Origin of the sequence: Nonomuraea sp. NPDC049709, assembly GCF_040674815.1 — a bacterium.
GTDB lineage: Bacteria > Actinomycetota > Actinomycetes > Streptosporangiales > Streptosporangiaceae > Nonomuraea.
Genome location: NZ_JBFANM010000021.1, coordinates 80,670 through 103,788, shown reverse-complemented (window position 1 = coordinate 103,788; position 23,119 = coordinate 80,670). Strand labels below are relative to the sequence as shown.

Annotated in this window: 24 protein-coding genes; 17 read left to right on the top strand and 7 right to left on the bottom strand. The window is 71.4% G+C overall.

Features of this window, described 5'->3' with window-relative positions:
* Positions 1 to 150 precede the first annotated feature (150 nt).
* Positions 151 to 1,074, bottom strand: coding sequence for an EamA family transporter (locus AB0J69_RS22525; RefSeq protein WP_364120260.1), 924 nt, complete (start codon positions 1,072 to 1,074; stop codon positions 151 to 153).
* A gap of 120 nt (positions 1,075 to 1,194) precedes the next feature.
* On the opposite strand from AB0J69_RS22525, the gene AB0J69_RS22520 reads away from it, so the two are divergent.
* On the top strand, positions 1,195 to 2,418 hold the full coding sequence (locus AB0J69_RS22520; protein ID WP_364120258.1) for an MFS transporter: 1,224 nt from the start codon (positions 1,195 to 1,197) through the stop codon (positions 2,416 to 2,418).
* Positions 2,419 to 2,434: 16 nt separating this feature from the next.
* Here the strand turns inward: AB0J69_RS22520 and AB0J69_RS22515 are convergent, their stop codons facing one another.
* A complete protein-coding gene (locus AB0J69_RS22515) occupies positions 2,435 to 3,214 on the bottom strand; it encodes an ABC transporter permease (RefSeq protein WP_364120255.1) in 780 nt (259 codons plus the stop codon).
* Positions 3,215 to 3,266: 52 nt separating this feature from the next.
* Positions 3,267 to 4,175, bottom strand: coding sequence for an ABC transporter ATP-binding protein (locus AB0J69_RS22510; protein WP_364120252.1), 909 nt, complete (start codon positions 4,173 to 4,175; stop codon positions 3,267 to 3,269).
* A 158-nt stretch (positions 4,176 to 4,333) separates the two neighbouring features.
* Between AB0J69_RS22510 and AB0J69_RS22505 the strand changes: the two genes are divergently transcribed.
* From AB0J69_RS22505 to AB0J69_RS22435, 15 genes are all read left to right on the top strand, one after another.
* The gene (locus AB0J69_RS22505; protein ID WP_364120249.1) at positions 4,334 to 5,110 is read left to right on the top strand and encodes a VOC family protein; all 777 of its coding nucleotides are present in this window, start codon (positions 4,334 to 4,336) and stop codon (positions 5,108 to 5,110) included.
* Between the two features lie 92 nt (positions 5,111 to 5,202).
* On the top strand, positions 5,203 to 6,432 hold the full coding sequence (locus AB0J69_RS22500) for a multidrug effflux MFS transporter (protein WP_364120246.1): 1,230 nt from the start codon (positions 5,203 to 5,205) through the stop codon (positions 6,430 to 6,432).
* A gap of 92 nt (positions 6,433 to 6,524) precedes the next feature.
* A complete protein-coding gene (locus AB0J69_RS22495) occupies positions 6,525 to 7,223 on the top strand; it encodes a metalloregulator ArsR/SmtB family transcription factor (RefSeq protein ID WP_364120244.1) in 699 nt (232 codons plus the stop codon).
* Positions 7,220 to 8,632 carry a Fe-S cluster assembly protein SufB gene (gene sufB / locus AB0J69_RS22490; protein ID WP_364120242.1) on the top strand — a complete coding sequence of 471 codons (1,413 nt, stop codon included), beginning with the start codon at positions 7,220 to 7,222 and terminating at the stop codon, positions 8,630 to 8,632. Before AB0J69_RS22495 ends, sufB begins: the two co-directional genes overlap by 4 nt.
* Entirely contained in the window at positions 8,632 to 9,765 is a 1,134-nt protein-coding gene (gene sufD / locus AB0J69_RS22485; RefSeq protein WP_364120240.1) for a Fe-S cluster assembly protein SufD, read from the top strand. Before sufB ends, sufD begins: the two co-directional genes overlap by 1 nt.
* The gene (locus AB0J69_RS22480; RefSeq protein ID WP_364120237.1) at positions 9,762 to 10,082 is read left to right on the top strand and encodes a non-heme iron oxygenase ferredoxin subunit; all 321 of its coding nucleotides are present in this window, start codon (positions 9,762 to 9,764) and stop codon (positions 10,080 to 10,082) included. Before sufD ends, AB0J69_RS22480 begins: the two co-directional genes overlap by 4 nt.
* Positions 10,083 to 10,086: 4 nt before the next feature.
* Positions 10,087 to 10,833: a Fe-S cluster assembly ATPase SufC gene (gene sufC, locus AB0J69_RS22475; protein ID WP_364120234.1), complete on the top strand. Its 747-nt coding sequence runs from the start codon at positions 10,087 to 10,089 to the stop codon at positions 10,831 to 10,833.
* Positions 10,830 to 12,086, top strand: coding sequence for a cysteine desulfurase (locus tag AB0J69_RS22470; RefSeq protein ID WP_364120231.1), 1,257 nt, complete (start codon positions 10,830 to 10,832; stop codon positions 12,084 to 12,086). Before sufC ends, AB0J69_RS22470 begins: the two co-directional genes overlap by 4 nt.
* A 2-nt stretch (positions 12,087 to 12,088) precedes the next feature.
* On the top strand, positions 12,089 to 12,529 hold the full coding sequence (sufU, locus tag AB0J69_RS22465) for a Fe-S cluster assembly sulfur transfer protein SufU (protein WP_364120228.1): 441 nt from the start codon (positions 12,089 to 12,091) through the stop codon (positions 12,527 to 12,529).
* Positions 12,526 to 12,885, top strand: a complete 360-nt coding sequence (locus tag AB0J69_RS22460; RefSeq protein WP_364120225.1) for a metal-sulfur cluster assembly factor — start codon at positions 12,526 to 12,528, stop codon at positions 12,883 to 12,885. Before sufU ends, AB0J69_RS22460 begins: the two co-directional genes overlap by 4 nt.
* Before the next feature lie 310 nt (positions 12,886 to 13,195).
* Entirely contained in the window at positions 13,196 to 15,049 is a 1,854-nt protein-coding gene (locus AB0J69_RS22455) for a DEAD/DEAH box helicase (protein WP_364120222.1), read from the top strand.
* 207 nt (positions 15,050 to 15,256) lie between these two features.
* Positions 15,257 to 16,219 carry an acetylxylan esterase gene (locus AB0J69_RS22450; RefSeq protein ID WP_364120219.1) on the top strand — a complete coding sequence of 321 codons (963 nt, stop codon included), beginning with the start codon at positions 15,257 to 15,259 and terminating at the stop codon, positions 16,217 to 16,219.
* Between the two features lie 99 nt (positions 16,220 to 16,318).
* A complete protein-coding gene (locus tag AB0J69_RS22445; protein WP_080037115.1) occupies positions 16,319 to 16,582 on the top strand; it encodes a phosphoribosyl-ATP diphosphatase in 264 nt (87 codons plus the stop codon).
* Positions 16,583 to 16,643: 61 nt separating this feature from the next.
* Positions 16,644 to 17,489 carry an ATP phosphoribosyltransferase gene (gene hisG, locus AB0J69_RS22440; RefSeq protein WP_364120215.1) on the top strand — a complete coding sequence of 282 codons (846 nt, stop codon included), beginning with the start codon at positions 16,644 to 16,646 and terminating at the stop codon, positions 17,487 to 17,489.
* Between the two features lie 202 nt (positions 17,490 to 17,691).
* Positions 17,692 to 18,117, top strand: coding sequence for a carbonic anhydrase (locus tag AB0J69_RS22435; protein ID WP_364120212.1), 426 nt, complete (start codon positions 17,692 to 17,694; stop codon positions 18,115 to 18,117).
* Here the strand turns inward: AB0J69_RS22435 and AB0J69_RS22430 are convergent.
* Genes AB0J69_RS22430 through AB0J69_RS22420 form a run of 3 tightly spaced genes read right to left on the bottom strand, consistent with a single transcriptional unit; the run spans position 18,078 to position 21,476 of the window.
* On the bottom strand, positions 18,078 to 19,154 hold the full coding sequence (locus AB0J69_RS22430) for an endonuclease/exonuclease/phosphatase family protein (RefSeq protein WP_364120209.1): 1,077 nt from the start codon (positions 19,152 to 19,154) through the stop codon (positions 18,078 to 18,080). The genes AB0J69_RS22435 and AB0J69_RS22430 overlap by 40 nt on opposite strands.
* Entirely contained in the window at positions 19,151 to 20,428 is a 1,278-nt protein-coding gene (locus AB0J69_RS22425; RefSeq protein WP_364120206.1) for an aminotransferase class V-fold PLP-dependent enzyme, read from the bottom strand. Before AB0J69_RS22425 ends, AB0J69_RS22430 begins: the two co-directional genes overlap by 4 nt.
* A 22-nt stretch (positions 20,429 to 20,450) precedes the next feature.
* Positions 20,451 to 21,476, bottom strand: coding sequence for an EAL domain-containing protein (locus tag AB0J69_RS22420; protein ID WP_364120203.1), 1,026 nt, complete (start codon positions 21,474 to 21,476; stop codon positions 20,451 to 20,453).
* Between the two features lie 118 nt (positions 21,477 to 21,594).
* On the opposite strand from AB0J69_RS22420, the gene AB0J69_RS22415 reads away from it, so the two are divergent.
* A complete protein-coding gene (locus AB0J69_RS22415; RefSeq protein WP_364120200.1) occupies positions 21,595 to 22,272 on the top strand; it encodes an acVLRF1 family peptidyl-tRNA hydrolase in 678 nt (225 codons plus the stop codon).
* On the opposite strand, the gene AB0J69_RS22410 is transcribed toward AB0J69_RS22415, so the two are convergent.
* Positions 22,248 to 23,069 carry an NAD(P)H-binding protein gene (locus tag AB0J69_RS22410; RefSeq protein ID WP_364120198.1) on the bottom strand — a complete coding sequence of 274 codons (822 nt, stop codon included), beginning with the start codon at positions 23,067 to 23,069 and terminating at the stop codon, positions 22,248 to 22,250. The two genes, AB0J69_RS22415 and AB0J69_RS22410, sit on opposite strands and share 25 nt — an antisense overlap.
* Between the last annotated feature and the right edge of the window lie 50 nt (positions 23,070 to 23,119).

The following is a 23,119-nucleotide window of genomic DNA, read 5'->3' as shown; positions in this document are numbered from 1 at the left end:
CGGTGGTGGCACCTGCCTGGTCACGCGGACTCCCGCACTCCGCTGACCGTCCCCGGGCTCGGCACACCCCGCCCACCGAGGCCGAGCCCCCCGCCGCGCGCCCGAGACCCCATCCCACGGGCGCGCGGCGGCCCTCCTCCGGCTCCCCGGCTACTTCCGCCGCCTGCTGCCCGCCCGGGTCGAGCCCAGGCTGGCGGCCACGATGCAGATGATCGCCGCCCACTGCTGCGTGTGCAGGAACTCGCTCAGCAGCAGCACCCCGACCAGCGCCGCCACGGCCGGCTCCAGGCTCATCAGGATGCCGAACACGTGCTTGGGCATCCGCCGCAGCGCCTGCAGCTCCAGCGAGTACGGGATCACCGACGACAGCAGCCCCACGCCCAGCCCGATCAGCAGCAACTCCGGCTCCAGCAGGTCGGCCCCGCCGGTCGCGACGCCGACCGGGGCGATCGCCACGGCCGAGACGATCATCGCGAACGACAGCCCGCTCGTCCCCGGGAAGCGCTGCCCGGCCGCCGCCGACAGCAGGATGTACCCCGCCCACCCGGCCCCGGCCACCATCGCGAACCCGATGCCGACCCAGCTCACCGACTCCGACGCGCCCCACGGCGCCAGCAGCACCACGCCCGCCGCCGCCAGCCCGATCCACAGCAGGTCGATCCGGCGCCGGGAGGCGGCCACCGCCACGCCCAGCGGCCCGAGGAACTCGATCGCCACCGCGATCCCCATCGGCAGCCGCGACAGGGCCTCGTAGAAGGTCAGGTTCATGACGGCGAGCGTCAGGCCGAAGCCGACGCCCACCGCCCAGTCGCGCCAGGACAGCCCCTTCAGCCTGGGCCGGACCACCGCCGCCATGATCACCCCGCCGGCCGCGATGCGCAGGAACACCACCGCGCTCGGCGGCAGCGCCGCGAACAGCTCCTTGGCGAAGCCGGCGCCGAGCTGCACCGAGAAGATCGCCAGCAGCACGAGCCCGGAGGGCGGGATCGAGTCGGCCGCGGTGCGCAACAGGTTTCCGGGCCGGGGCACGCCGGAGCCGCGGTCGAACGGGTCGTCAAGGGCAAAGTCGGTCACAGGACTCCTCTGGAACGCGAGGCAACCGGCTCAGCCTACTCACCTGGGGAGACATCCCTTGATTTAAGGTGGTACTACTGCTTACTGGATCATTCATCCGGACAAATAGACCATGGACGCATGAAATCCCCCACCTTGCCCGTGAGCCTCTCCCGCCCGCCATTGGCCCTGTCCGTGGCCTCCTTCGTCAGCAGCTTCGACCGCTTCGCGGTGAGCCCCATGCTCGTGCTCATCGCCGCCGACCTCGGCGTCTCGCTGTCGGCCTCGGTCGGCGCCGCCAGCGGCTACTACCTGGCGTACGGGCTGACCCAGCCGCTGTGGGGCCTGCTGTCCGACCGGTTCGGCCGCGTGCGGGTGATGCGCTGGGCGCTGTTCGGCGCCGCGGTGGCGGGGGCGGCCTCGGCGCTGATGCCGGTGCTGGCCACGCTGGTGGTGGCCAGGGTCGTGACGGGCGCCTGCTTCGGCGCGGTGATCCCCACGGGCCTGACGTACGTGGGCGACACCGTCCAGCCGTCGGTACGCCAGCGCGCCCTCACCGACCTCATGGCCGCCGCCGCCCTCGGCACGGCGCTGGCCACGGGACTGGGCGGGGTGGTCGCCGGGCTGGTGGACTGGCGGGTGGCCTTCACCGTACCGGCCGCCTGCGCCCTGGCCTGCGCGGTGTCGCTGCGCTCGCTGCCCGAGCCGCCCCGGGAGGAGTCGGCCCTGCGGGGCGGGACGGGAGTGCGCCGGTACCTGGGGGCGGTGCTGGGACAGCGGTGGGCGCTGCTGGTGTTCGGGCTGGCCTTCACCGAAGGGGCGATCATGCTCGGCGCCATGCCCTTCCTGGCCACCGCGCTGCAGCACACCGGGCTGGCCGCCGCCGTGGCGGGCCTGGCCATCACCGCGTACGGGCTGGGGCTCTGGGCCTTCTCCAAGCTCGTCAAGCAGCTGTCGGGCCGCTGGCCCGCGCCCCTGCTGATGGTCGTGGGCGGCACACAGCTCTGTCTCGGGTTCGCGATCGTGGCGGTGCACGTCAGCGTGCCGGCCGTGGCCGTCACCGCGCTGCTGCTGGGCGGCGGCTGGTCCTTCCTGCACTCCTCGCTGCAGACGTGGGCCACCTCGATCGTGCCGGAGGCCAGGGGGACCACGATCGCGTTCTTCGCCTGCGCGCTGTTCGTGGGCAGCGCGGTCGCGTCATGGGCGGCCGGGCCGCTGGCCGAGCACGGCAGGTACGGGCTGCTGTTCGGCCTGGCCGCGGGCGCCGCGATCCCGCTGACCGCGGTGGCCGCCCTCACCCGCCGCCGCTACGGCGCCCTGCCCGCCGATCTGCCCGCCGACCGCCCGGACCCGCTCCCCGAATGACGCCGGGCGCCCCGGGCTACTCCCAGCGGAAGGTACGCGACACCAGCCCCAGCGACAGCACCGCCCAGACGGCGAGGACGGCCAGCGGGACCAGCGGCAGCGCCGCGCCCTCGGCGAGCACCGCGCGCAACCCGCCGGTGAGCGCCGAGATGGGCAGCGCCTCCAGGACCGGCCGCACCGCCTCGGGGAACTTCGTCAGCGGGAACACCACCCCGCCCGCCCCCAGCAGCACCAGGTAGACCAGGTTGGCCGCGGCCAGCGTGGCCTCCGCGCGCAGCGTGCCCGCCATGAGCAGCCCGAGCCCGCTGAAGGCCGCGGTGCCCAGCACGATCAGCAGCGCCGCGCTCAGGAACGACCCCTGCGGCCGCCACCCAAGCGCCAGCCCCACGACCACGATGATCACGGCCTGGATGATCTCCACGCCCACGACCGCCGCCGTCTTGGCCAGCATGAGCCCGCTCCTGGACAGCGGGGTCGCCCCCAGCCGCTTGAGCACGCCGTAGCGGCGCTCGAAGCCGGTCGCGATGGCCTGCCCGGTGAAGGCCGTGGACATGACCGCCAGCGCCAGCACGCCGGGCACCAGGAAGTCCACCCGCCGCCCGCCGCCGACGTCGATCAGCGGCGCCAGCGAGAAGCCGGCCAGCAGCAGCACCGGGATGATCAAGGTCAGCAGGAGCTGCTCGCCGTTGCGCAGCATCGCGCGGATCTCGGCGCCCGCCTGCGCCGCCACCATGCGCGGGAACGGCGCCGCGCCGGGCGCCGGGGTGAGGTCGAGGGTCGAGTCGGGCGCGGTCATCGCAGCTCTCCCGCGGTGGGATGGTCGGGCGCGGTGGTCGGGCATGGGGCGGTCATCGCAGCTCCCTGCCGGTCAGCTCGAGGAAGACGTCTTCGAGGGTGCGGCGCTCGATGCGCAGGTCGTCGGCCGTGACGCCCTCGGCCGCGCACCAGGCCGTCACCGTGGCCAGCAGCTCGGGGCCGACCAGGCCCTCGATGATGTAGTGGCCGGCCGGTGACTCCTTGGCCGCGCTGCCCGCCGGGAGCGCGTTGAGCAACTCCTCCAGCGCCAGCCCCGGCCGGGCCCGGAACCTGAGCTGCCGCTCCGCCCCGGTCAGCGAGGCCGGGCTGCCCTCGGCCACCACCCGCCCCCGGTCGATGATCACGACGTGGTCGGCCAGCCGCTCGGCCTCGTCCATGTGGTGCGTGGTCAGCACCACCGACACGCCCGCCGCGCGCAGCTCGCCCACCAGCTCCCAGCAGGCGTGCCTGGCCTGCGGGTCGAGGCCCGCCGTCGGCTCGTCGAGGAAGACCAGCTCGGGCCGGCCGACGACGGCCGCGGCCAGCGACAACCGCTGCTGCTGGCCGCCGGACAGCCGCCGGTAGGGAGTGCGTATGTGCTCCGCCAGCCCCAGCCGCACCAGCAGCGCATCGGGGTCGAGGGGCCGGGCGTAGAAGCGCGAGACCAGTCGCAGCCACTCGCCGCAGCGCATCGCCGGCGGCACGCCGCCCGCCTGCAGCATGACGCCCACCCGCGGGCGCAGCTCGGGCAGAGTGGGCGCCAGGCCCAGCACCCTGACCGTGCCCGCGTCGGCCTTGCGGAACCCCTCGCAGATCTCCACCGTGGACGTCTTGCCCGCGCCGTTGGGACCGAGGACCGCGGTGACCGCCCCGCGCTCGGCACGGAGCGTGAGGCCGTCCACGGCGGTGCTGCCGCCGTAGCGTTTGACCAGGTCGACGATCTCGACGGCTGGGGAATCCATGGCCACGAGTTTAGGGACTTCCCCAGGCGGTCCGGGCCGCAGGTGAACATGACCTCATTTGGACATGTCCAGCCCCGCCGTTCCTTTTGCGCCGTTCCTTTTGCCCGCGCGCACGGAGTGGCAGCCTGGCGGTGAGATCCCCTGCCCAGGAGGTGGCAATGTCTCGACGCAGTGAGTACGCCCCCGGAGTGCCGTGCTGGGTGGACCTGTCCAGCACCGACGTCGGCGCCTCCGCGCGCTTCTACGAGGAGGTCCTCGGCTGGCGGGCGGAGACGATCGACGACCCGGCGGCCGGCGGCTACGGCATGTTCCTCCACGGGGACCGCAAGGTGGCCGGGCTGGTTCCGGCCATGGCCGGCCAGCCGGTCTCGACCTGGGACACGTTCGTCGCCACGGACGACGCCGCGGCCCTCGCCGACCGGGTCAGGCAGGCGGGCGGCACGGTCGCCATGGAGCCCACGCAGGTCTTCGAGTACGGCATCGTGACCGTCTTCCGGGCGCCCGACGGCTCGTTCGCCGCCGGCTGGCAGGCCGCCGACCACCCGGGGGCCGAGCTGGTCAACGAGCCCGTCTCGTTCTGCTGGAGCGAGCTGGTCACCCGCGACCTGCCGGCCGCCGAGACCTTCTACCCCGCCGTCTTCGGGTGGGACCCCCACCTGCTGGAGACGCCGCTCGGCAAGTACACCGAGTGGCACGTGGGCGGGCACGCCGTGGGCGGCATGCTGGAGATGGACCCCGGTTACCCGGCCGCGACGCCGTCGTTCTGGATGACGTACGTCGCCGTCGCCGACCTCGACGCCACGACGGCGGCGGCCGAGCGGGCGGGCGCCCGGATGCTGGTCAGCGGCATGGACGCCACTCCCGGCCGGTTCTCGGCGTTCACCGACCCGCACGGCGCGACGCTCTCCATCATCCAGCTTCACGAGATTTCCTGAAATATCTGATAACCGGGAATTCGGAGGACCGGAACATGGTTTGATCCCTCGGCCCTCGTGGGCCACAGGCCTACGAGGGAAGGGGAGCACGCATGTCCGTGGCACAAGTCGCCACGCCCACAGCCGTCCAGCCGGAGACGAGGAGCCGCCGCGGGCTGTTGCTGCTGATCCTCGGTGCCCTCTCGGCGATCGGCCCGCTCTCCATCGACATGTACCTCCCCGCGCTGCCCTCCATCGCCTCCGAGATGCTCAGCGCCCCCGCGCAGGTCCAGCTCACCCTCACCGCCTGTCTCATCGGCGTCTCCGTGGGCCAGGTGATCGCCGGTCCCGTGAGCGACGTGCGCGGCCGGCGGGTGCCGCTCATGGTGGGGGTGGCCGGGTTCATGGCCGCCTCGCTGCTGTGCGCGTTCGCCCCCTCGGTGCCGATGCTCATCGCCTTCCGCCTGCTGCAGGGCATGCTCGGCGGCGCGGCGCTGGTGATCGTACGGGCCGTCGTGCGCGACCTGTACGACGGCGCCGCCATCGCCCGCATCTTCGCCACGCTGATGCTCGTCAGCGGCCTGGCCCCGATCCTCGCCCCCATCGCGGGGGCGCAGCTGCTGGCGTTCACCTCGTGGCGGGGCGTCTTCGTGGCGCTCAGCCTCGCGGGCGTCGTGCTGCTGCTGGCCGTGCTGACGGGCGTGCGCGAGACGCTGCCCCCGGCCGAGCGCGAGAGCGGCGGTCTCAAGCACACCGTGCGCACGTTCTGGCAGCTCCTGCGCGACCGCGCGTTCATGGGCTTCGCCCTGACCGGCGGGCTGGCGTTCGCGGCCATGTTCGGCTACATCTCCGGCTCGCCGTTCGTCCTCCAGGAGGTGTACGGCGCCACGCCCCAGCAGTACTCCCTCATCTTCGGCCTCAACGCCCTGGCCCTGACCGCCACCGCCCAGCTCGGCGGCCGGCTGTCCGGGCGGGTGCCGCCGACCCTGCTGGTCCGCATCGGCCTGTTCACCGGCCTGATCGGCGCGGTGCTGCTGATGACCGCCGCGCTGGCCGACCTCGGTCTCTGGGGGATCGTGGCCGGGCTGTTCGTCATCATGCTGGGCCAGGGCCTGACGCTGCCCGGCACCGGCGCGCTGGCGCTCGGCTCACAGCCGGCACAGATCGCGGGGAGCGCCTCGGCACTGACGGGCGTGCTGCAGTTCGCGCTCGGGGCCGCCGCGGCCCCGCTGGTCGGACTTGCCGGATCGGGCACCGCCGTGCCCATGGCCTGTGTCATGCTCGGGCTCATCACCTGCTCGGCCCTGACATTCATGATTTTGGGACGAGCAAAGGTTAGGTAAGGCTACCCTGCGTGACAAATTCCATTCCCGCCCCTGCTCGGATCCGTTTGTGAAGCGGGAAGGAATTACGGCACACTGATGTTGTGAAAAACATGCCCACGATGGAGCCAGGCAACGAGCGCGGCACCCGCGCCCGTGTCGCCAGGCTGATTCTTGAGCATGGTCCCGTCGCGGCCGCGGCTCTCGGCGAGCGGCTCGGGCTCACGCCCGCCGCCGTCCGGCGTCATCTCGACGCGCTGCTGGCCGACGGGATGATAGAGCCTCGCACCGTGCGCCCTCGTGGACAGCGCGGGCGCGGACGGCCGGCCAAGCTGTTCGCGATCACCGACGCGGGGCGCAGTGCTTTCGAGCACGCCTATGACGACCTGGCCGGGAGCGCGCTGCGCTTCCTGGCCGAGCGCATGGGGGAGCAAGCCGTGGCCGACTTCGCCCGCGAGCAGGTTTCGAGCCTGCTGCAACGGCTGGAGCCGGTCATGCGGACGGTGCCGGCGGACCAGCGCGTGCAGGTGCTGGCGCAGGCGCTGTCGGCAGAGGGGTATGCCGCCTCGGCCAGCAAGGCCAAGTCGGGCGGCGACCAGCTCTGCCAACACCACTGCCCGGTGGCGCACGCGGCCGCGGAGTTCCCGCAGCTGTGTGAGGCCGAGACGGAGGCGTTCGCGCAGCTGCTCGGCACGCCGGTGCAGCGCCTGGCCACGATCGCCCACGGCGACGGGGTGTGCACCACGCACGTCTCCCCGCAGTCCTTGGCCGATTCCGCACATAGAGACAAGAGCAAGGAGACCGGAAGGTGACTGTCACCGACCGCCCGGAGCTGGAAGGCCTCGGGAATTACAAGTTCGGCTGGGCCGACTCGGATGCCGCCGGGTCGGCGGCAAGGCGTGGCCTGTCCGAGGAGGTCGTACGCAACATCTCCGGACTCAAGAACGAGCCGGAGTGGATGCTCGACCTTCGCCTGAAGGGCCTCCGCCTGTTCGACAAGAAGCCGCTGCCGACCTGGGGTTCCGACCTCACCGGCATCGACTTCGACAACATCAAATACTTCGTGCGCTCCACCGAGAAGCAGGCCGCTTCCTGGGACGAGCTGCCCGCCGACATCAAGAACACCTACGACAAGCTCGGCATCCCCGAGGCGGAGAAGCAGCGCCTCATCGCCGGCGTCGCGGCGCAGTACGAGTCCGAGGTCGTCTATCACAAGATCCGTGAGGACCTCGAGGAGAAGGGTGTCATCTTCGTCGACACCGACACGGGCCTGAAGGAGCACGAGGAGCTCTTCAAGGAATACTTCGGCTCGGTCATCCCGGTGGGCGACAACAAGTTCGCCGCGCTCAACACCTCCGTGTGGTCCGGTGGCTCGTTCATCTACGTGCCGCCGAACGTCGAGGTCGAGATCCCGCTGCAGGCCTACTTCCGGATCAACACCGAGAACATGGGCCAGTTCGAGCGGACCCTGATCATCGTCGACGAGAACAGCTACGTCCACTACGTCGAGGGCTGCACCGCGCCGATCTACTCGTCCGACTCGCTGCACAGCGCCGTCGTCGAGATCATCGTGAAGAAGAACGCCCGCTGCCGCTACACGACCATCCAGAACTGGTCGAACAACGTCTACAACCTGGTCACCAAGCGCGCCGTGGCCTACGAGGGCGCGACCATGGAGTGGATCGACGGCAACATCGGCTCCAAGGTCACGATGAAATACCCGGCCGTCTACCTCATGGGCGAGCACGCCAAGGGCGAGACGCTGAGCGTCGCGTTCGCGGGCGAGGGCCAGCACCAGGACGCCGGCTCCAAGATGGTGCACCTGGCGCCCAACACCAGCTCCAGCGTCATCTCCAAGTCGGTGGCGCGCGGCGGCGGCCGCACCTCCTACCGCGGTCTCGTGCAGATCGAGGAGGGCGCCCACGGCAGCGCCAGCACCGTCAAGTGCGACGCCCTGCTGGTCGACCAGATCAGCCGCTCCGACACCTACCCCTACGTCGACGTCCGCGAGGACGACGTCTCGATGGGTCACGAGGCCACGGTCTCCAAGGTCAGCGAGGACCAGCTGTTCTACCTCATGAGCCGCGGGCTCGGTGAGGACGAGGCGATGGCGATGATCGTGCGCGGCTTCGTGGAGCCGATCGCGCGTGAGCTGCCCATGGAATACGCGCTCGAGCTGAACCGGCTGATCGAGCTGCAGATGGAAGGAGCCGTCGGCTGATGGGCCTGAACGAGAAGCCCCTGTCGACCCTGCACGAGAAGGCGTCCTACGACCTGGGCGACTTCGAGGTCCCGACCGGGCGCGAGGAGGCGTGGCGCTTCACGCCGCTCTCGCGCCTGAAGGGCCTGCACAACGGCAAGGCCGAAGCCGTCGGTCACGTCCGGGTGGACGTGGACGCGGCCCCGGAGGTCACCGTGGAGACGGTCGGCCGCGACGACGCCCGCGTGGGCAAGTCGTTCATGCCCTCCGACCGGGTGAGCGCGCAGGCGTGGAACAGCTTCGAGAAGGCCACCGTGATCACGGTGCCGCGCGAGGCCGTCACGTCCAGGCCCACCGTCCTGACGCTGACCGGCGAGCCGGGCGGCGACGGTGCCGGCGCCGCCTACGGCCACATCGTGGTCAAGGTGGAGCCGCTGGCCGAGGCCGTGATCGTGCTCGACCACAAGGGCAGCGCGGTCTACGCCGACAACATCGAGTTCGTCGTCGGCGACGGCGCCAACCTCAAGATCGTCAGCCTGCAGGACTGGGCGGACGACGCGGTCCACGTCTCGCACCACCACGCGCAGCTCGCCAAGGACGCGACGTTCCGCAGCTTCGTGGTGACGCTCGGCGGCGACCTCGTACGCCTGTCGCCCACTGTCACCTACACCGCCCCCGGCGGCGACGCGGACATGTCGGGCGTCTACTTCGTGGACGCCGGGCAGCACCTGGAGCACCGCCTGCTGGTCGACCACTCGCAGCCCAACTGCAAGAGCAACGTCGACTACCGCGGCGCGCTGCAGGGCGAGGAGGCGCACGCCGTCTGGATCGGCGACGTGATCATCAGGGTCGAGGCCGAGGGCACCGACACCTACGAGCTCAACCGCAACCTCATCCTCACCGACGGCGCCCGCGCCGACTCGGTGCCCAACCTGGAGATCCTCACCGGTGAGGTCGCGGGAGCGGGGCACGCCTCCGCCTCCGGCCGCCTCGACGACGAGCACATCTTCTACCTCCAGGCCCGCGGCATCCCCTTCGACGAGGCTCGCCGCCTGGTCATCAGGGGCTTCCTCGGTCAGCTCATCGAGAAGATCCAGATCGACGAGATCCGCGAGCGCGTGCTCAGTGCCGTGGAGGCGGAGCTCGCGCGATGAGCGGTTTCGAGAAGGTGTGCAAACTCGACGACATCCCCGACGAGGGGGTCATCGGCGTCGAGGTGGGGGAGACCCCGGTCGCGCTCGTGCGCAAGGGTGAGGACGTCTTCGCCCTGCACGACATCTGCTCCCACGCCGAGGTCAAGCTCAGCGAGGGCGAGGTCTACGACGGCACGCTGGAGTGCTGGCTGCACGGCTCGTGCTTCGACATCCGCTCGGGCAAGCCCACCGGACCGCCCGCGACCCGACCAGTGAACGTCTACACAGTGAAGATCGACGGCGATGACGTCCTCGTCTCGCTCTCGAAGGAGTCCTAAGCACATGTCCACCCTTGAGATTCGTGACCTGCAGGTCGCCGTCGACGACAAGGAAATCCTGCGCGGCGTCAACCTGACCGTGAAGTCCGGGCAGACGCACGCCATCATGGGCCCGAACGGCTCGGGCAAGTCGACGCTCGCCTACGCGATCGCCGGCCACCCCAAATACACGATCACCGGCGGCCAGGTGCTGCTCGACGGCGTGGACCTGCTGGAGCTGTCCGTCGACGAGCGGGCCCGCGCCGGCCTGTTCCTGGCGATGCAGTATCCGGTCGAGGTCCCCGGTGTGTCGGTCTCGAACTTCCTGCGCTCGGCCGTCACCGCCGTCCGCGGCGAGGCGCCCAAGCTGCGCGAGTTCGCCAAGGACCTCAAGAACGGCATGGACGCGCTGTCCATCGACTCCGCCTTCGCCCAGCGCAACCTGAACGAGGGCTTCTCCGGCGGCGAGAAGAAGCGCCACGAGATCCTCCAGCTCGAGCTGCTCAAGCCGAAGATCGCGGTGCTCGACGAGACCGACTCCGGCCTCGACGTGGACGCGCTGCGCGTGGTGTCCGAGGGCATCAACCGCTTCCGCTCCACCGGCGAGACCGGCGTGCTGCTGATCACGCACTACACCCGCATCCTGCGCTACGTGAAGCCGGACTTCGTGCACGTCTTCTCGGCCGGCCGGATCGTCGAGGAGGGTGGCCCCGAACTGGCCGACAAGCTCGAGGCCGAGGGCTACGAGCAGTACACGAAGGCATCTGCATGAGCTCCAACAGCTTCGATGTGGAGAAGATCAGGAAGGACTTCCCGGTCTTCTCCCGCGAGCTGCCCGACGGGCGACCGCTCGTCTATCTCGACTCGGGCAACTCCTCACAGAAGCCCAATCAGGTCATCGAGACCATGCGGGAGCACCTGGCGCTGCACTACAGCAACGTCGGGCGGGCCATGCACGTGCTCGGGGCCGAATCGACCGACGCCTACGAGGGCGCCCGCGACAAGGTCGCGGGCTTCGTCGGGGCGCCGTCCCGCGACGAGGTGATCTTCACCAAGAACGCCTCCGAGGCGCTCAACCTGGTCGCCTACTCCTTCGGCAACCCCGCCAACACCGATCCGCGCTTCACGCTCGGCCCGGGTGACGAGATCGTCATCTCCGAGATGGAACACCACTCCAACATCGTGCCGTGGCAGCTGCTCGTGCAGCGCACCGGGGCGACGCTGAAGTGGTTCGGCGTGACCGACGACGGGCGGCTCGACTACACGCCCGACCTGATCACCGAGCGGACGAAGATCGTCTCGATCGCCCACCAGTCCAACGTCCTCGGCACCGTCAACCCGGTCGCCGAGGTGGCCAGGCGGGCGCACGAGGTCGGCGCGCTGATCATGCTCGACGCGTCCCAGTCCGTGCCGCACCACCCGGTGGACGTCACCGAGCTGGGCGCCGACTTCGTGGCCTTCACCGGCCACAAGATGGTCGGCCCGTCCGGCATCGGCGTGCTGTGGGGGCGGGCCGGGCTGCTCGACGCCATGCCGCCGTTCCTGGGCGGGGGCGAGATGATCGAGGCGGTCTGGATGGACCACTCGACGTACGCGCCGCTGCCGCACAAGTTCGAGGCGGGCACGCCGCCGATCGTCGAGGCCATCGGGCTCGGCGCGGCGGTCGACTACCTCACCGAGGTCGGCATGGAGGCCGTGGAGGCGCACGAGCGCACGCTGACGGCCTACGCCTTGGAGGCCCTGCGCGAGGTGCCCACGCTGCGCGTCATCGGCCCCGAGTCGCTGGAGGGCCGCGGGGGCACGGTGTCGTTCACGCTGGAGGGCATCCACCCGCACGACGTCGGGCAGATTCTGGACGACCAGTTCGGGGTCGCCGTACGCGTCGGGCACCACTGCGCCCGCCCGCTGCACCTGCGCTTCGGAATACCCGCGACCACGCGGGCGTCGTTCTACCTGTACAACACCACGGGCGAGATCGATGCCCTGGTGCGTGGCCTCCATCACGTGCAGAAGGTGTTCGCATAGCCATGATCGGTGAGTCGATGTACCAGGAGCTGATCCTGGAACACTACAAGCACCCGCAGGGGCGCGGTCTGCGCGAGCCGTACGACGCCGAGGTTCACCACGTGAACCCGACGTGCGGCGACGAGATCACGCTCAGGGTCAAGGTGGGCGACGCCGGCAAGATCCTGGACGTCTCCTACGACGGACAGGGCTGTTCGATCAGCCAGGCCGCCGCCTCCGTGCTGCACGAGCTGACCGCCGGCTCGACGATCGAGGAGTCGCTCTCGGTGGTCGACGAGTTCACCCGGCTGATGCAGGGCAGGGGACAGGTCGAGGCCGACGAGGAGGTCCTCGGCGACGCGGTCGCGTTCGCGGGCGTGGCCAAGTTCCCGGCGCGCGTTAAATGTGCGTTGCTTTCTTGGATGGCCTACAAGGACGCTGTTGTGAGGAGTGCTGCCCAATGAGTAAGCCAGTGGAGACCCCGACCGGCTTCGACGGTGACGCGACCGTCGAGGAGGTCATGGAGGCGCTCAAGGACGTCGTGGACCCCGAGCTCGGCATCAACGTGGTGGACTTGGGCCTGATCTACGGGCTCAACCTCGACCCGTCCGACGGCGGGCAGCCCGTGGCCACCATTGACATGACGCTCACCAGCGCGGCCTGCCCGTTGACCGACGTCATCGAGGACCAGGCCCACTCGGCGCTGGACGGCATGGTCTCCGACGTGAAGATCAACTGGGTCTGGCTGCCGCCGTGGGGCCCGGACAAGATCACCGACGAGGGCCGCGAGCAGCTTCGTATGCTAGGCTTTAACGTCTGATCTTTTCTGCTGTTACGGCTGGCGTAAAGCGTCAGCCCGTATCAGCGTGCCAATGGGGGTTTCGGAAAGTCGGTGCTCATGCCAAGGAATATCCGATAACATCCCCGGCGTTGGCAATCAGGTACACCTGACGTCTCATCGCGCGTCTCGCATCGCCTGCGGCCGGTGCCCAGGTGTATCCCCCCTCATTCATCCCGCCCCCATGACGGCGGGTGCCCTTGAACCTGTGCGGCCCGGTGCCGCACACCCTGGCTCGTCCTTTCGCAGAAGTGACGCGCCACTTCGACGGAAAGGCACGACTTTCGTGACCATGCTTGACGCTGTCATGCCCACGCTCGGTGAGACCCCCGAGCCGGGCCCGTCCGAGTTCGAGCTGCTGGGCCTGCCCAAGCCGCTGGTGAACGGACTGGCCAAACTGGGTTTCGACAGCCCGTTCCCCATCCAGAGCGCGACCATCCCTGACGTGCTCGCCGGGCATGACGTCCTCGGCCGCGGCCAGACCGGCTCCGGCAAGACGCTCGCCTTCGGTCTGCCCACCATGGCCCGCATCGCGGGCGTGCGGCCCGCCCAGGGCCGTCCCCGCGCGATGATCCTCGTGCCCACCCGTGAGCTCGCCCTCCAGGTGCACGACGCCCTCGAGCCCCTCGGGCGCGGCCTCGGCCTGCGCATGAAGGTCATCGTCGGCGGCATGTCCATGGGCAAGCAGATCGAGGCCCTGCGGCGCGGCGTGGACGTCGTCATCGCCACCCCCGGCCGCCTGGGCGACCTGATCCGGCAGGGCGAGTGCTCGCTGGGCGACATCGAGGTCAGCGTTCTGGACGAGGCCGACCACATGTGCGACCTCGGCTTCTTCCCCGTCGTGACGGAACTGCTGGCGCAGACCCCGTCCGACGGCCAGCGGCTGCTGTTCTCGGCCACGCTCGACGGCGACGTCGACAAGCTGGTGCAGCGCTTCCTCAAGGACCCGATCACCCACTCCGTGGCCCCGGCGACCTCGCCGGTCGACACCATGGAGCACCACGTGATGCAGGTCTCGCGCGACGACAAGTTCGACGTCACGGCCGAGATCGCCAACCGCGAGGGCCGTACGATCATCTTCGTCCGCACCCAGCACGGCGTGGACCGGCTGTGCAAGCAGCTGGCCAGGGTCGGCGTCAAGGCGGGCGGCCTGCACGGCGGCAAGCGCCAGAACCAGCGCACCCGCATCCTCGCCGAGTTCCGCGAGGGCTCCGTCAACGTGCTGGTCTGCACCGACGTCGCGGCGCGCGGCATCCACGTGGACAACATCAGCCTGGTGCTGCACGTGGACCCGCCGCAGGACCACAAGAGCTACCTGCACCGTGGCGGCCGTACGGCCCGCGCCGGTGAGAAGGGCACGGTCGTCACGCTGGTGCTGCCCAACGAGCGCCGCGCGACCGACGCCCTGACCCGCCGTGCCGGGATCCACCCGTTCCGCCTCAAGGCGACCCCGGGTCACCCCAGGCTCGCCGAGGTGGCCGGCGCCCGCAGGCCGAGCGGCGAGGCCATCCCCGTGTGGGAGCCGGACGTCCGCAAGCCGCTGCGCCCGCGCCGCGAGGGCGGCACCTCCGAGCGCAGGGGTCGTCGTGGCCGCCGGGATTTCGACGGTGACCGCCGCCCGCGCCGGCACGAGGACGGCGACCGTCCGTACGGGTCCGGCGACGACCGCCGCCCGAGGCGCGAGTTCGACGGCGACCGCCGTCCGCGGCGCCACGAGGACGGCGAGCGTCCGGTCGTGGCCGCCGACGACCGTCGGCCGCGCCGGCACGAGGACGGCGACCGTCCGTTCACGTCCGGCGACGACCGCCGGCCGCGCAGGCACACCGACGGTGAGCGGCCGTTCGGGCGCACGCAGGAGCCGCGCACGTTCAGCGACGACCGCCGGCCGCGTAGCGGGTTCCGCTCCGACGACCGCCCGGTCCGGCAGGACGACCGCGGCCAGCGCGGCGCCGGTTACCGCTCCGACGACCGGGGCACGCGCTTCGGCACCGACCGTGGCCGGCCGTTCTCGGCCGACCGCGACCGCGGCAGCCGCACCGACGAGCGGGGACCGCGTGACGGTTACCGGCCCGTCGGCGGCCGTACGGACGAGCGTGGCAACGGTGGGTTCCGCCGTAACACGGGCGGCCGTCGCTTCGAGCGCTGAGCAGGTCTGACAGCACAAACGGCGCTGCCCGCCGTGCCCCCTCCTCCGGGAGGAAGGCGCGGCGGGCAGTGCCGTTTCCGTCCCCGGCGGCTCCAGTCCGTCGTCGCACTGACGCCCATCCGACCTCTCGCTGCTTTTTGTGTGGAATCTCATCACTTAAACGGGTAAGTTCCATGGGCCGATGTCCTCGACCCCCTAGGAACGTCCGTGTTCGTCGACATGCCACTCCCGCAACTGCGCGAGTACCTGCCGGAACGCGCCGAGCCCGGCGACTTCGACGCCTTCTGGCAGCGCACGCTCGCCGAGGCCCGCACCCACGACCTCGCGGCGGAGTTCACCCCCGTGCCGTCCGAGCTGACCGTCGCCGACGTCTTCGACGTCACCTTCGCCGGTTTCGGCGGCCACCCCATCAAGGGCTGGCTACTCCTGCCGCGGCACGCCACCGGGCCGGTGCCGTGCGTGATCGAGTACCAGGGGTACGGCGGCGGGCGCGGCCTGCCGATCGACTGGCTGCTGTGGCCCGGCTTCGGCTATGCCGTGTTCGCCATGGACAGCAGGGGACAGGGCGCCGGCGGGTGGCGGCGCGGCGACACCGCCGACCCCTACCCCGGTACCGGGCCGCAGACGCCCGGCGTCATGACCAGCGGCATCCACGACCCGGACGCCTACTACTACCGGCGGCTCTACACCGACGCCGTGCGCGCGGTCGAGGCCGCCAGGGCGCATCCCGGGGTGGGCGCGGTCGCGGTCGGCGGGGCCAGCCAGGGCGGCGCCATCGCGCTGGCCGTCTCGGCCCTGGCTCCCGGCCTGGCCTGCGCCCTGCTGGACGTGCCGTTCATGTGCCACATCAGGCACGCCACCCAGATCACCCCCGAATACCCCTACGCCGAGCTCGCCGCGTACTGCCGGGCGTTCAAGGATCAGGTGGAGCGGGTCTTCGAGACCCTGGCCTATTTCGACGGGGTCAACTTCGCCGCCCGGGCCGCCACGCCCGCGCTGTTCTCCGTGGGGCTGCAGGACGGCGTCACGCCGCCGTCCACGGTGTTCGCCGCCTACAACCACTACGCCGGAGAGAAAGACATCCGGATATATCCGTACAACGGGCACGAGGGCGGCGAGTCGGCGCACACCATGGAACGGGTCGCCAGGGCGAAGAAGGCGCTCGGATGAACGGGTGATGGCGCCGTCTCGCGTGGCGGACGCGGGGCGGCGTCACTCCATGACGCAGACTAGGCTTATCAGGCACGCAGCCGACCGACGAGAGAGACCATGAAGACCTTCGAAGAGCTGTTCGCCGAGCTGTCAGAGAAGGCCACCACCCGGCCCGCGGGCTCGGGCACCGTGGCCGCGCTCGACGCCGGCGTCCATGCCATCGGCAAGAAGGTCGTCGAGGAGGCCGCCGAGAGCTGGATGGCGGCCGAATACGAGTCAGACGACAGGGCAGCTGAGGAGATCTCGCAGCTCCTCTACCACGTGCAGGTGCTCATGATCGCCAAGGGCATCGGCCTCGACCAGGTCTACAAGCATCTCTAGGGCGCCGGGCGCCCCATGACCTGGAGACAGACATCGAGAGCGAGACACGTGAGGACCTGACATGCTGCGTCTGGCAGTACCCAACAAGGGCGCGCTCAGCGAGGCCGCCCAGAGCATGCTGAAAGAGGCCGGTTACCGGTCACGCAGGGACAGCAAGGAGCTGTTCGTCGTCGACGAGGCCAACGGCTGTGAGCTGTTCTTCCTGCGCCCCCGCGACATCGCCGTCTACGTCGGCGAGGGCACCCTCGACGCGGGCATCACCGGCCGGGACATGCTGGTCGACTCCGGCGCCCCGGTCGAGGAGATCATGCCGCTCGGCTTCGGCGGCTCCACCTTCCGGCTGGCCGCCGCGGCCGGCACGATGACGTCGGTCGGCGACCTCAACGGCCGGCGCATCGCCACCTCCTACGCGGGCCTGCTCGACAAATACCTGTCCGACCAGGGCGTCGACGCCCGCGTGATCAAGCTGGACGGCGCCGTCGAGACCGCCATCCGGCTCGGCGTGGCCGACGCCGTGGCCGACGTCGTCGAGACCGGCACCACGCTGCGCAACGTCGGGCTCGAGGTGTTCGGCGAGCCGATCATGCGCTCGGAGGCGGTGCTGATCAAGCAGCAGAGCGCGCCGGAGACGGCGAACGTCGAGCAGCTCGTACGCCGCTTCCAGGGCGTCGTGCACGCCCGCGACTTCGTCATGATGGACTACGACATCCGCGCCGAGCGCATCGACGAGGCCACCGCGCTCACGCCCGGCATGGAGGGCCCCACGATCTCCCCGCTGCACCGCGAGGGCTGGGTCGCGGTCCGGGCCCTGGTCCGGCGCAAGGGTCACCAGAAGGTGATGGACCAGCTGTGGGACATCGGAGCAAGAGCCATCCTGGTCACCGACATCTACGCCTGCCGCCTGTGAGATATGCCCGCTAGGCCATCGTGCCGGCGGGCATATCCGGACCGTGCGTAACGAGCCAGTCGCTTGGCGTGGTAGTGCCAGGCAAACGTGGTCCTTACTCGAGCAGGGCAACCGGCGCTGGGCGGCGGGTCGATCCCACCGCCCGCACCAGGATCCCCGACGCAGGAAGCAGGTCGCGACGAGCCAGTCGCCCCGGGCGGTCGTGCTGTCGTGCATCGACTCCCGGGTGCCGCCCGAGGTCGTCTTCGACGTCGGCCTCGGCGACCTGCTGGTCGTCCGTACGGCGGCGCACACGCTCGACTCCCTCGTCACCGCGGCCGTCCAGTACGGCCCGCAGGACCTGCGCTCCTGCCTCGTCGTGGTCCTGGGGCACCAGCGCTGCGGGGCGGTCACCGCCGCCGCCCGGGCCTTACGCAGGCGGGTCACCCTGCCCGGCGAGCTGCCCCACATCGTCGAGGCCCTCCAACCCGCCTACTTCACCGCCGACGGCCGGGTCGAGCCCATGGTCCACGCCCACATCCGGCGGACCGTCTCGCGCCTGAGAGCCGACCCCCTCCTGTACGGCAGCGCCACCGTCATCGGCGCCTACTACAGCCTGGACACGGGGCTGGTGAGCCGCGTGACCTGACAGACCACGTCAGCAAGCACCACGGGGACGTGCTCCCCGTGGACGACCTCTCGCTCACCATCGAGCCCGCGCCAGACCGTCGCCCTGCCCGGGGCCGACGGTGCGGGCGAGTCGACCGCCATCAACCTGCCGCTCGGCCCGCTCACCCCCGGTCGGGGCGCGATCGTCGCGCCCCGGCCGAGGCAGGCAGGGCAGGGGAGATGGGCGCCATGCTCCAGGACGCCGGCCGCGCGGCGCGCCATGGTGCAGGGTCGGGTCCGGCCGGCGGACCCGTTCAGTAACGCAGCTCCGCCAGCACGGCGTAGTGGTCGGAACCGGGCTCGGGGCCGTCGCCCACGACCTCGCAGCGCACCGGATGCCCCGCCCCGCCCGCCCGGGGCCAGGCGCTCAGCACGTAGTCGAAGCGGCGGTCGGGATAGAGGCCCGGGCCGCGCGTACGGGTTGGCGCTGCTCCACGTGTGGCCGGGGCCGCCGTCGCCGGCCAGCTCCCACGCGTCGTAGAACACCACGCCGGGCGTGGCCGGCGCGCTGCGTCCGGTCAGCATCCGCATCTCGTCGCTGTCGGGCCCGGCGTTGAAGTCGCCGCACACCAGCGTGGGATGCTGGCGCGCGGCCGCCTCGCGGACGAACGCGGTCAGCGCCCGCACCTGGGACTGCCGCATCTCGGACTCGTCCAGCCGGAACGAGCCGACGATCGAGCTGAACACCTGTAACGGCCCGCGCGGCCCGGCCAGCTCGCAGAACAGCGCGCTGCCCGCGAACTCGCCACCGGGCAGGCGGCACTCGTCCTGCCGGGTGATCGGCCAGCGCGACAGCACCGCGCAGGGCACGCCGTCCGCGTAGGAGGCGACGTGCTCGTAGCCGAACGACTGGCCCGCCCACTCCTGCAGCAGGACCACGTCGGCCTCCTGCTCGCGCACCACCTTCTCGATCCGCCCCGCCCGCTCGGCGAACGGGCCGTGCTCGCCCCACACGTTCCAGGTCAGCACGCGCACTCGGGTCTCGATCAGCGGTCCGTACGGCTCAGCCCAGTTCATCGCAGCGCCTCCACGGCTCTGACAGCGCGGTCCACCTGCTCGGGCCCCGTCACGATACTCGTGCCGAAGCGCAGCAGCGAGGGCTGGTACGGCGTCACGCTCGCGACCACCTTCTGCCCGCGCAGCCGCTCCACCGCCTCGAACGGCTCCATGCCCGCCACGGAGCAGCACACCAGCCCCGCCGACAGCTCCGGCGCGTTCGGGGTGGCCAGCCTGACGTGCGGGATCGCGGCCAGGCCCGCCTTCAGCCTGGAGGCCAGCTCCTGCGTGCGCCGCTGGACGCGGTCCTTGCCGATCGCCGTCATGAACGCGAACGCCTGCGGCATCGCCCACCGGTGCTCGAACGCCTTGTAACCGCCGGGCGTGACCAGCTCGGCCGTGTTCGCGCCCGGCGCGCCGCCGCCCTGCCAGGCATCGAACGCGGCCTGGCTGAAGCTGGGCACGATCGGGGCGACCGTGTCCCAGGCCCGGCCCCACACGATGCCCGTGCCGCGCGGCCCGAACAGCCACTTGTGCGTGCCGCTGGCCAGGAAGTCGCAGCCCAGGTCGGCCACGCCGTCGGCCAGCGCGCCGAACCCGTGCACCCCGTCCACGCACAGCAGCGCCCGGTCCCGCTCGTCGCGGCCCCTGTTCGCCTCGGCCAGCGCATCGGCGACGGCGCGGACCGGCACGCGCACGCCGGTGCTCGAATGCACCCAGGTGAGCGCCACCACCCGCGTGCGCGGGCCGAGCCCCTCTTTGATCGCCGAGACCATGCGGTCGGCCGAGGCGCGGGCCGGGTCGTCGTACAGCCTGACCCGGCGCACCTTCGCCCCCGTGCGCGCGGCCAGCAGGCGCAGGCCCTCGTGGGTGGCCATGAAGTCGTGCTCGGTGGTCAGCACGTCCTGGCCGGGGCGCAGGCCGAGACCGGAGTAGAGCAGGCCCAGGCCCATCGTGGTGCTGTCGGTCAGCGCGATCGTGTCGGCGCGGGCGCCCAGGTAGCGGGCGGCGGCCTCGCGTACGGCCTGGTCGGGCGAGCCGCCCGGCGGGGTGTACTCGGGGTCGGCGTCGAGGGCGTCGCGGTGCGTTCTGATCGCCTGCCGGACCGGGGCCGGCGCGGGCGCCAGCACGAACGCGGCGAACTGCGCGTACGCGGGGTCCAGCGCGAACTGGGCCCGCACGGACGCCCAGTCGGCGGGGTCGAAGGCGGCGCCTTTGGGCGCGGGCGTGTCACTGGTGCACGCCGCCACGCCTGTCAGGAGCCCGGCGCCGAGCAGGGCCCGTCTGTTGAGCATGGTGGCTTCCTACCCGGCACGGTCAGCTCCTGATCGCGGCAACCTGCCTGATCAGATCGGATACGCGGACGATGCCCAGGCAGCGGTTCAGCTCGTCGGTGACCACCAGGTCGTCGTAGACGCGGGTGGAGTCCCGGCCCGCGGCCTGCATGGCCGCGATCGCCGGCGTCGTGCGCGGCACCGTGCGCGGCGGGTCGGCCAGGCGCTGCGCCGGCTTCGAGCCGTGCAGGGCATGGCCGTAGCGGGCCGCGAACGACAGCAGGAACCGGCTGCGGTCGAGGCTGCCCTTGGGCCGCTGGAACTCGTCCACCAGGATCACGCTGGTGATCGTCGGCTCGTGCCCGAACGCCGCCACCGCCTCCTCCGCCTTGGCCTCCGCCGGCAGCGTCACGGCCGGCAGCAGCAGCTCCTGCACGCGGGGGCCGAGCAGGACCGTGTCGGGCGACTCGTCGGCGATCGGCAGCGGCACCCGTACCTTGCCGTCGGGGCCCGGGGCGAGCAGGGGGCCGTGCGCCAGGCGCACGCCCAGGCCGCGGACCATCCCGACCTGTGCCTCTCGCTCCACGCCCGGGGCCATGACGTGCGCGCCGATGGCGCGGGCCAGCGTGCCGACCGCCCGCGCCACCGCGATGGCCCGGTGGTCGCCGGGGATGCGCGCCACCACCTCGGGGTCGAGGGCCAGCAGGTACGGGGACGCGTCCGCCACCAGGTCCAGGGCCGCGCCCGAGGTGCCGACGTCGGAGAAGCCGAGCAGGTACCCGATCGTGCGCAGGCCGTCGAGCCCCACCTTGAGCAGCGGCCGGTCCTGCTCCTGGCACGGTCCAGTGAGCAGCAGGATCGCCTCGCGCGGATGCCGGCCCGCCCTCCTCAGCGCCTCGTGCAGCGGCGCCAGCGCGCCCGCGCCCGACAGCACCACCCGTACCGGGAGCTCCAGCACCATCGGCAGGGGCGCCGCTCTCAGGGTGCCGGTGTTGTCCACGATGGCCGGGTGCGCGATGACAGCACCCGTGTCGAGATCCACCATGGGACTGGTGAGCAGGGAGGACACGTACAGATGGTGCTCCTGTCACAGCCGCACCAGAAGCCCCCCGAAACAAAATTTACCGACATTTCCGTTTTGGTTCCCTACTGGACCGGAGGGGAACGTCGTTCGTTAGTCTTCGCGCATGAACGCGCGTCCGGCGAGGGGCGGCGGCCGGTGGGTCACGGTGCCGCCGGAGCGTCTGCATCCATGGATCGACGGGTTCGCGGCGCGTCACGGGCCCTTCACGGCGAGCGGGGACGAGCGGGTCGTGCGGCTGCTGGCCGGCGACGGGGCGCTGGCCGAGCTGCACGTGCCCTTCCCGCCCATGGCGCCGCCGGGGCCGCCGCACGTGAGCCGGTTCGTGGCGCACGCCGGGGCCGAGCGGCGGGTCGGGGTGTTCCTGGTGCGGCTCGGCGGCTACGCGGCCGGGGTCTTCCACGGGAGCGCGCTCGTGGCGTCCAAGGTGGGGTCGCGGCTGGTGCAGGGGCGTACGGCGGCGGGCGGGTGGTCGCAGCAGCGCTTCGCCCGACGGCGGAAGAACCAGGCCGCCCAGGCGTTCGACGACGCGGTGGAGACCGCGGTGCGGGTGCTGACGCCGTACCTGGGGGAGCTGGACGGGGTGGTGCTCGGCGGGGACCGCAGGGCGGTGGACGCCCTGCGGCCGGACCGCCGGCTGGCGCCGCTGCTGGAGCTGGAGCGGGAGCCGTTCCTCGTGGTGCCCGATCCGCGGCTGGCGGTCCTGCGGGACACGCCCGCCCAGTTCAGGTCGGTACGCGTGCGGGTGGTCGATCCGGATCAGGCGGGGAACGCGTCCCGGTGATCGGCGAGGAAGGCTGACAGCGGGCGGGGCGGGCGGCCGGTCACGTCCCGCACCGCCGTCGTGGTCGCCGCCCAGCGGCCGTCTCCGGTCTCGGCCATGAGGGCGGCCAGGTCGCCGGCGTGCGGCTGGGGGATGCCCTGGCGTTCCAGGTGGGCGGTCATCTCGGGGACGGGCAGGTTCACGTAGCGGACCGGGCGGCCGAGGGCCCTGCCGATCTCCTCGGCGATCCGGTCGTGCGACAGGGATTCGGGGCCGGTGAGGACGAGGTCGCGGTCGGGGCCGACCGGGGCCGTCAGCAGGGCGGCGGCCACGTCGGCGATGTCGCGGGTGTCGATGTAGTTGACCGGGGTGGAGCCGTACGCGCCGTACATGCTGCCGTGCTCGAAGTCGCGCGGCAGGTTCTGCATGAAGCCGCTGGGCTGGAGGATCGTCCAGGGCACGCCCGACTTCCTGAGGTGGGCGTCGACGGCGCCGTGCATGCCCATGCCGAGCTTGGCGCCCGGCTCGGCGTCGCGTACCGACACGGCGACGATCTGCGCGACGCCCGCCCGGGCGGCCAGGTCGATGACGGCTCGGTGGGCGTCGACGTAGCCGGGCCAGAGCGAGCTGTTGAGGAAGAGCCGGTCGCCCGGGTTGAGCAGCCCGCCGATCGTGTCCGGCCGGTCGAAGTCGGCCTTGGCGTAGGGGACGCCCAGGTCCTCGGCGTCGCGCCGGACGACGGCGAGGACGTCGTGGCCGCGCAGCCGCCCGACGAGCGCGCGGCCGATGGAGCCGGTGGCACCGGTTACCACGATCATGGGGGACCTCCGTAAGTGGAAACTCGAATTCCGGTTAGCTCGACGCTACA

Coding starts and splice junctions, on each gene's coding strand:
- AB0J69_RS22520 (WP_364120258.1), top strand. CDS start 1,195: ATGAAATCCCCCACCTTGCCCGTGAGCCTCTCCCGCCCGCCATTGGCC.
- AB0J69_RS22515 (WP_364120255.1), bottom strand. CDS start 3,214: ATGACCGCGCCCGACTCGACCCTCGACCTCACCCCGGCGCCCGGCGCG.
- AB0J69_RS22510 (WP_364120252.1), bottom strand. CDS start 4,175: ATGGATTCCCCAGCCGTCGAGATCGTCGACCTGGTCAAACGCTACGGC.
- AB0J69_RS22505 (WP_364120249.1), top strand. CDS start 4,334: ATGTCTCGACGCAGTGAGTACGCCCCCGGAGTGCCGTGCTGGGTGGAC.
- AB0J69_RS22500 (WP_364120246.1), top strand. CDS start 5,203: ATGTCCGTGGCACAAGTCGCCACGCCCACAGCCGTCCAGCCGGAGACG.
- AB0J69_RS22495 (WP_364120244.1), top strand. CDS start 6,525: ATGCCCACGATGGAGCCAGGCAACGAGCGCGGCACCCGCGCCCGTGTC.
- sufD (WP_364120240.1), top strand. CDS start 8,632: ATGGGCCTGAACGAGAAGCCCCTGTCGACCCTGCACGAGAAGGCGTCC.
- AB0J69_RS22480 (WP_364120237.1), top strand. CDS start 9,762: ATGAGCGGTTTCGAGAAGGTGTGCAAACTCGACGACATCCCCGACGAG.
- sufC (WP_364120234.1), top strand. CDS start 10,087: ATGTCCACCCTTGAGATTCGTGACCTGCAGGTCGCCGTCGACGACAAG.
- AB0J69_RS22470 (WP_364120231.1), top strand. CDS start 10,830: ATGAGCTCCAACAGCTTCGATGTGGAGAAGATCAGGAAGGACTTCCCG.
- sufU (WP_364120228.1), top strand. CDS start 12,089: ATGATCGGTGAGTCGATGTACCAGGAGCTGATCCTGGAACACTACAAG.
- AB0J69_RS22460 (WP_364120225.1), top strand. CDS start 12,526: ATGAGTAAGCCAGTGGAGACCCCGACCGGCTTCGACGGTGACGCGACC.
- AB0J69_RS22455 (WP_364120222.1), top strand. CDS start 13,196: ATGCTTGACGCTGTCATGCCCACGCTCGGTGAGACCCCCGAGCCGGGC.
- AB0J69_RS22445 (WP_080037115.1), top strand. CDS start 16,319: ATGAAGACCTTCGAAGAGCTGTTCGCCGAGCTGTCAGAGAAGGCCACC.
- hisG (WP_364120215.1), top strand. CDS start 16,644: ATGCTGCGTCTGGCAGTACCCAACAAGGGCGCGCTCAGCGAGGCCGCC.
- AB0J69_RS22430 (WP_364120209.1), bottom strand. CDS start 19,154: ATGAACTGGGCTGAGCCGTACGGACCGCTGATCGAGACCCGAGTGCGC.
- AB0J69_RS22425 (WP_364120206.1), bottom strand. CDS start 20,428: ATGCTCAACAGACGGGCCCTGCTCGGCGCCGGGCTCCTGACAGGCGTG.
- AB0J69_RS22415 (WP_364120200.1), top strand. CDS start 21,595: ATGAACGCGCGTCCGGCGAGGGGCGGCGGCCGGTGGGTCACGGTGCCG.
- AB0J69_RS22410 (WP_364120198.1), bottom strand. CDS start 23,069: ATGATCGTGGTAACCGGTGCCACCGGCTCCATCGGCCGCGCGCTCGTC.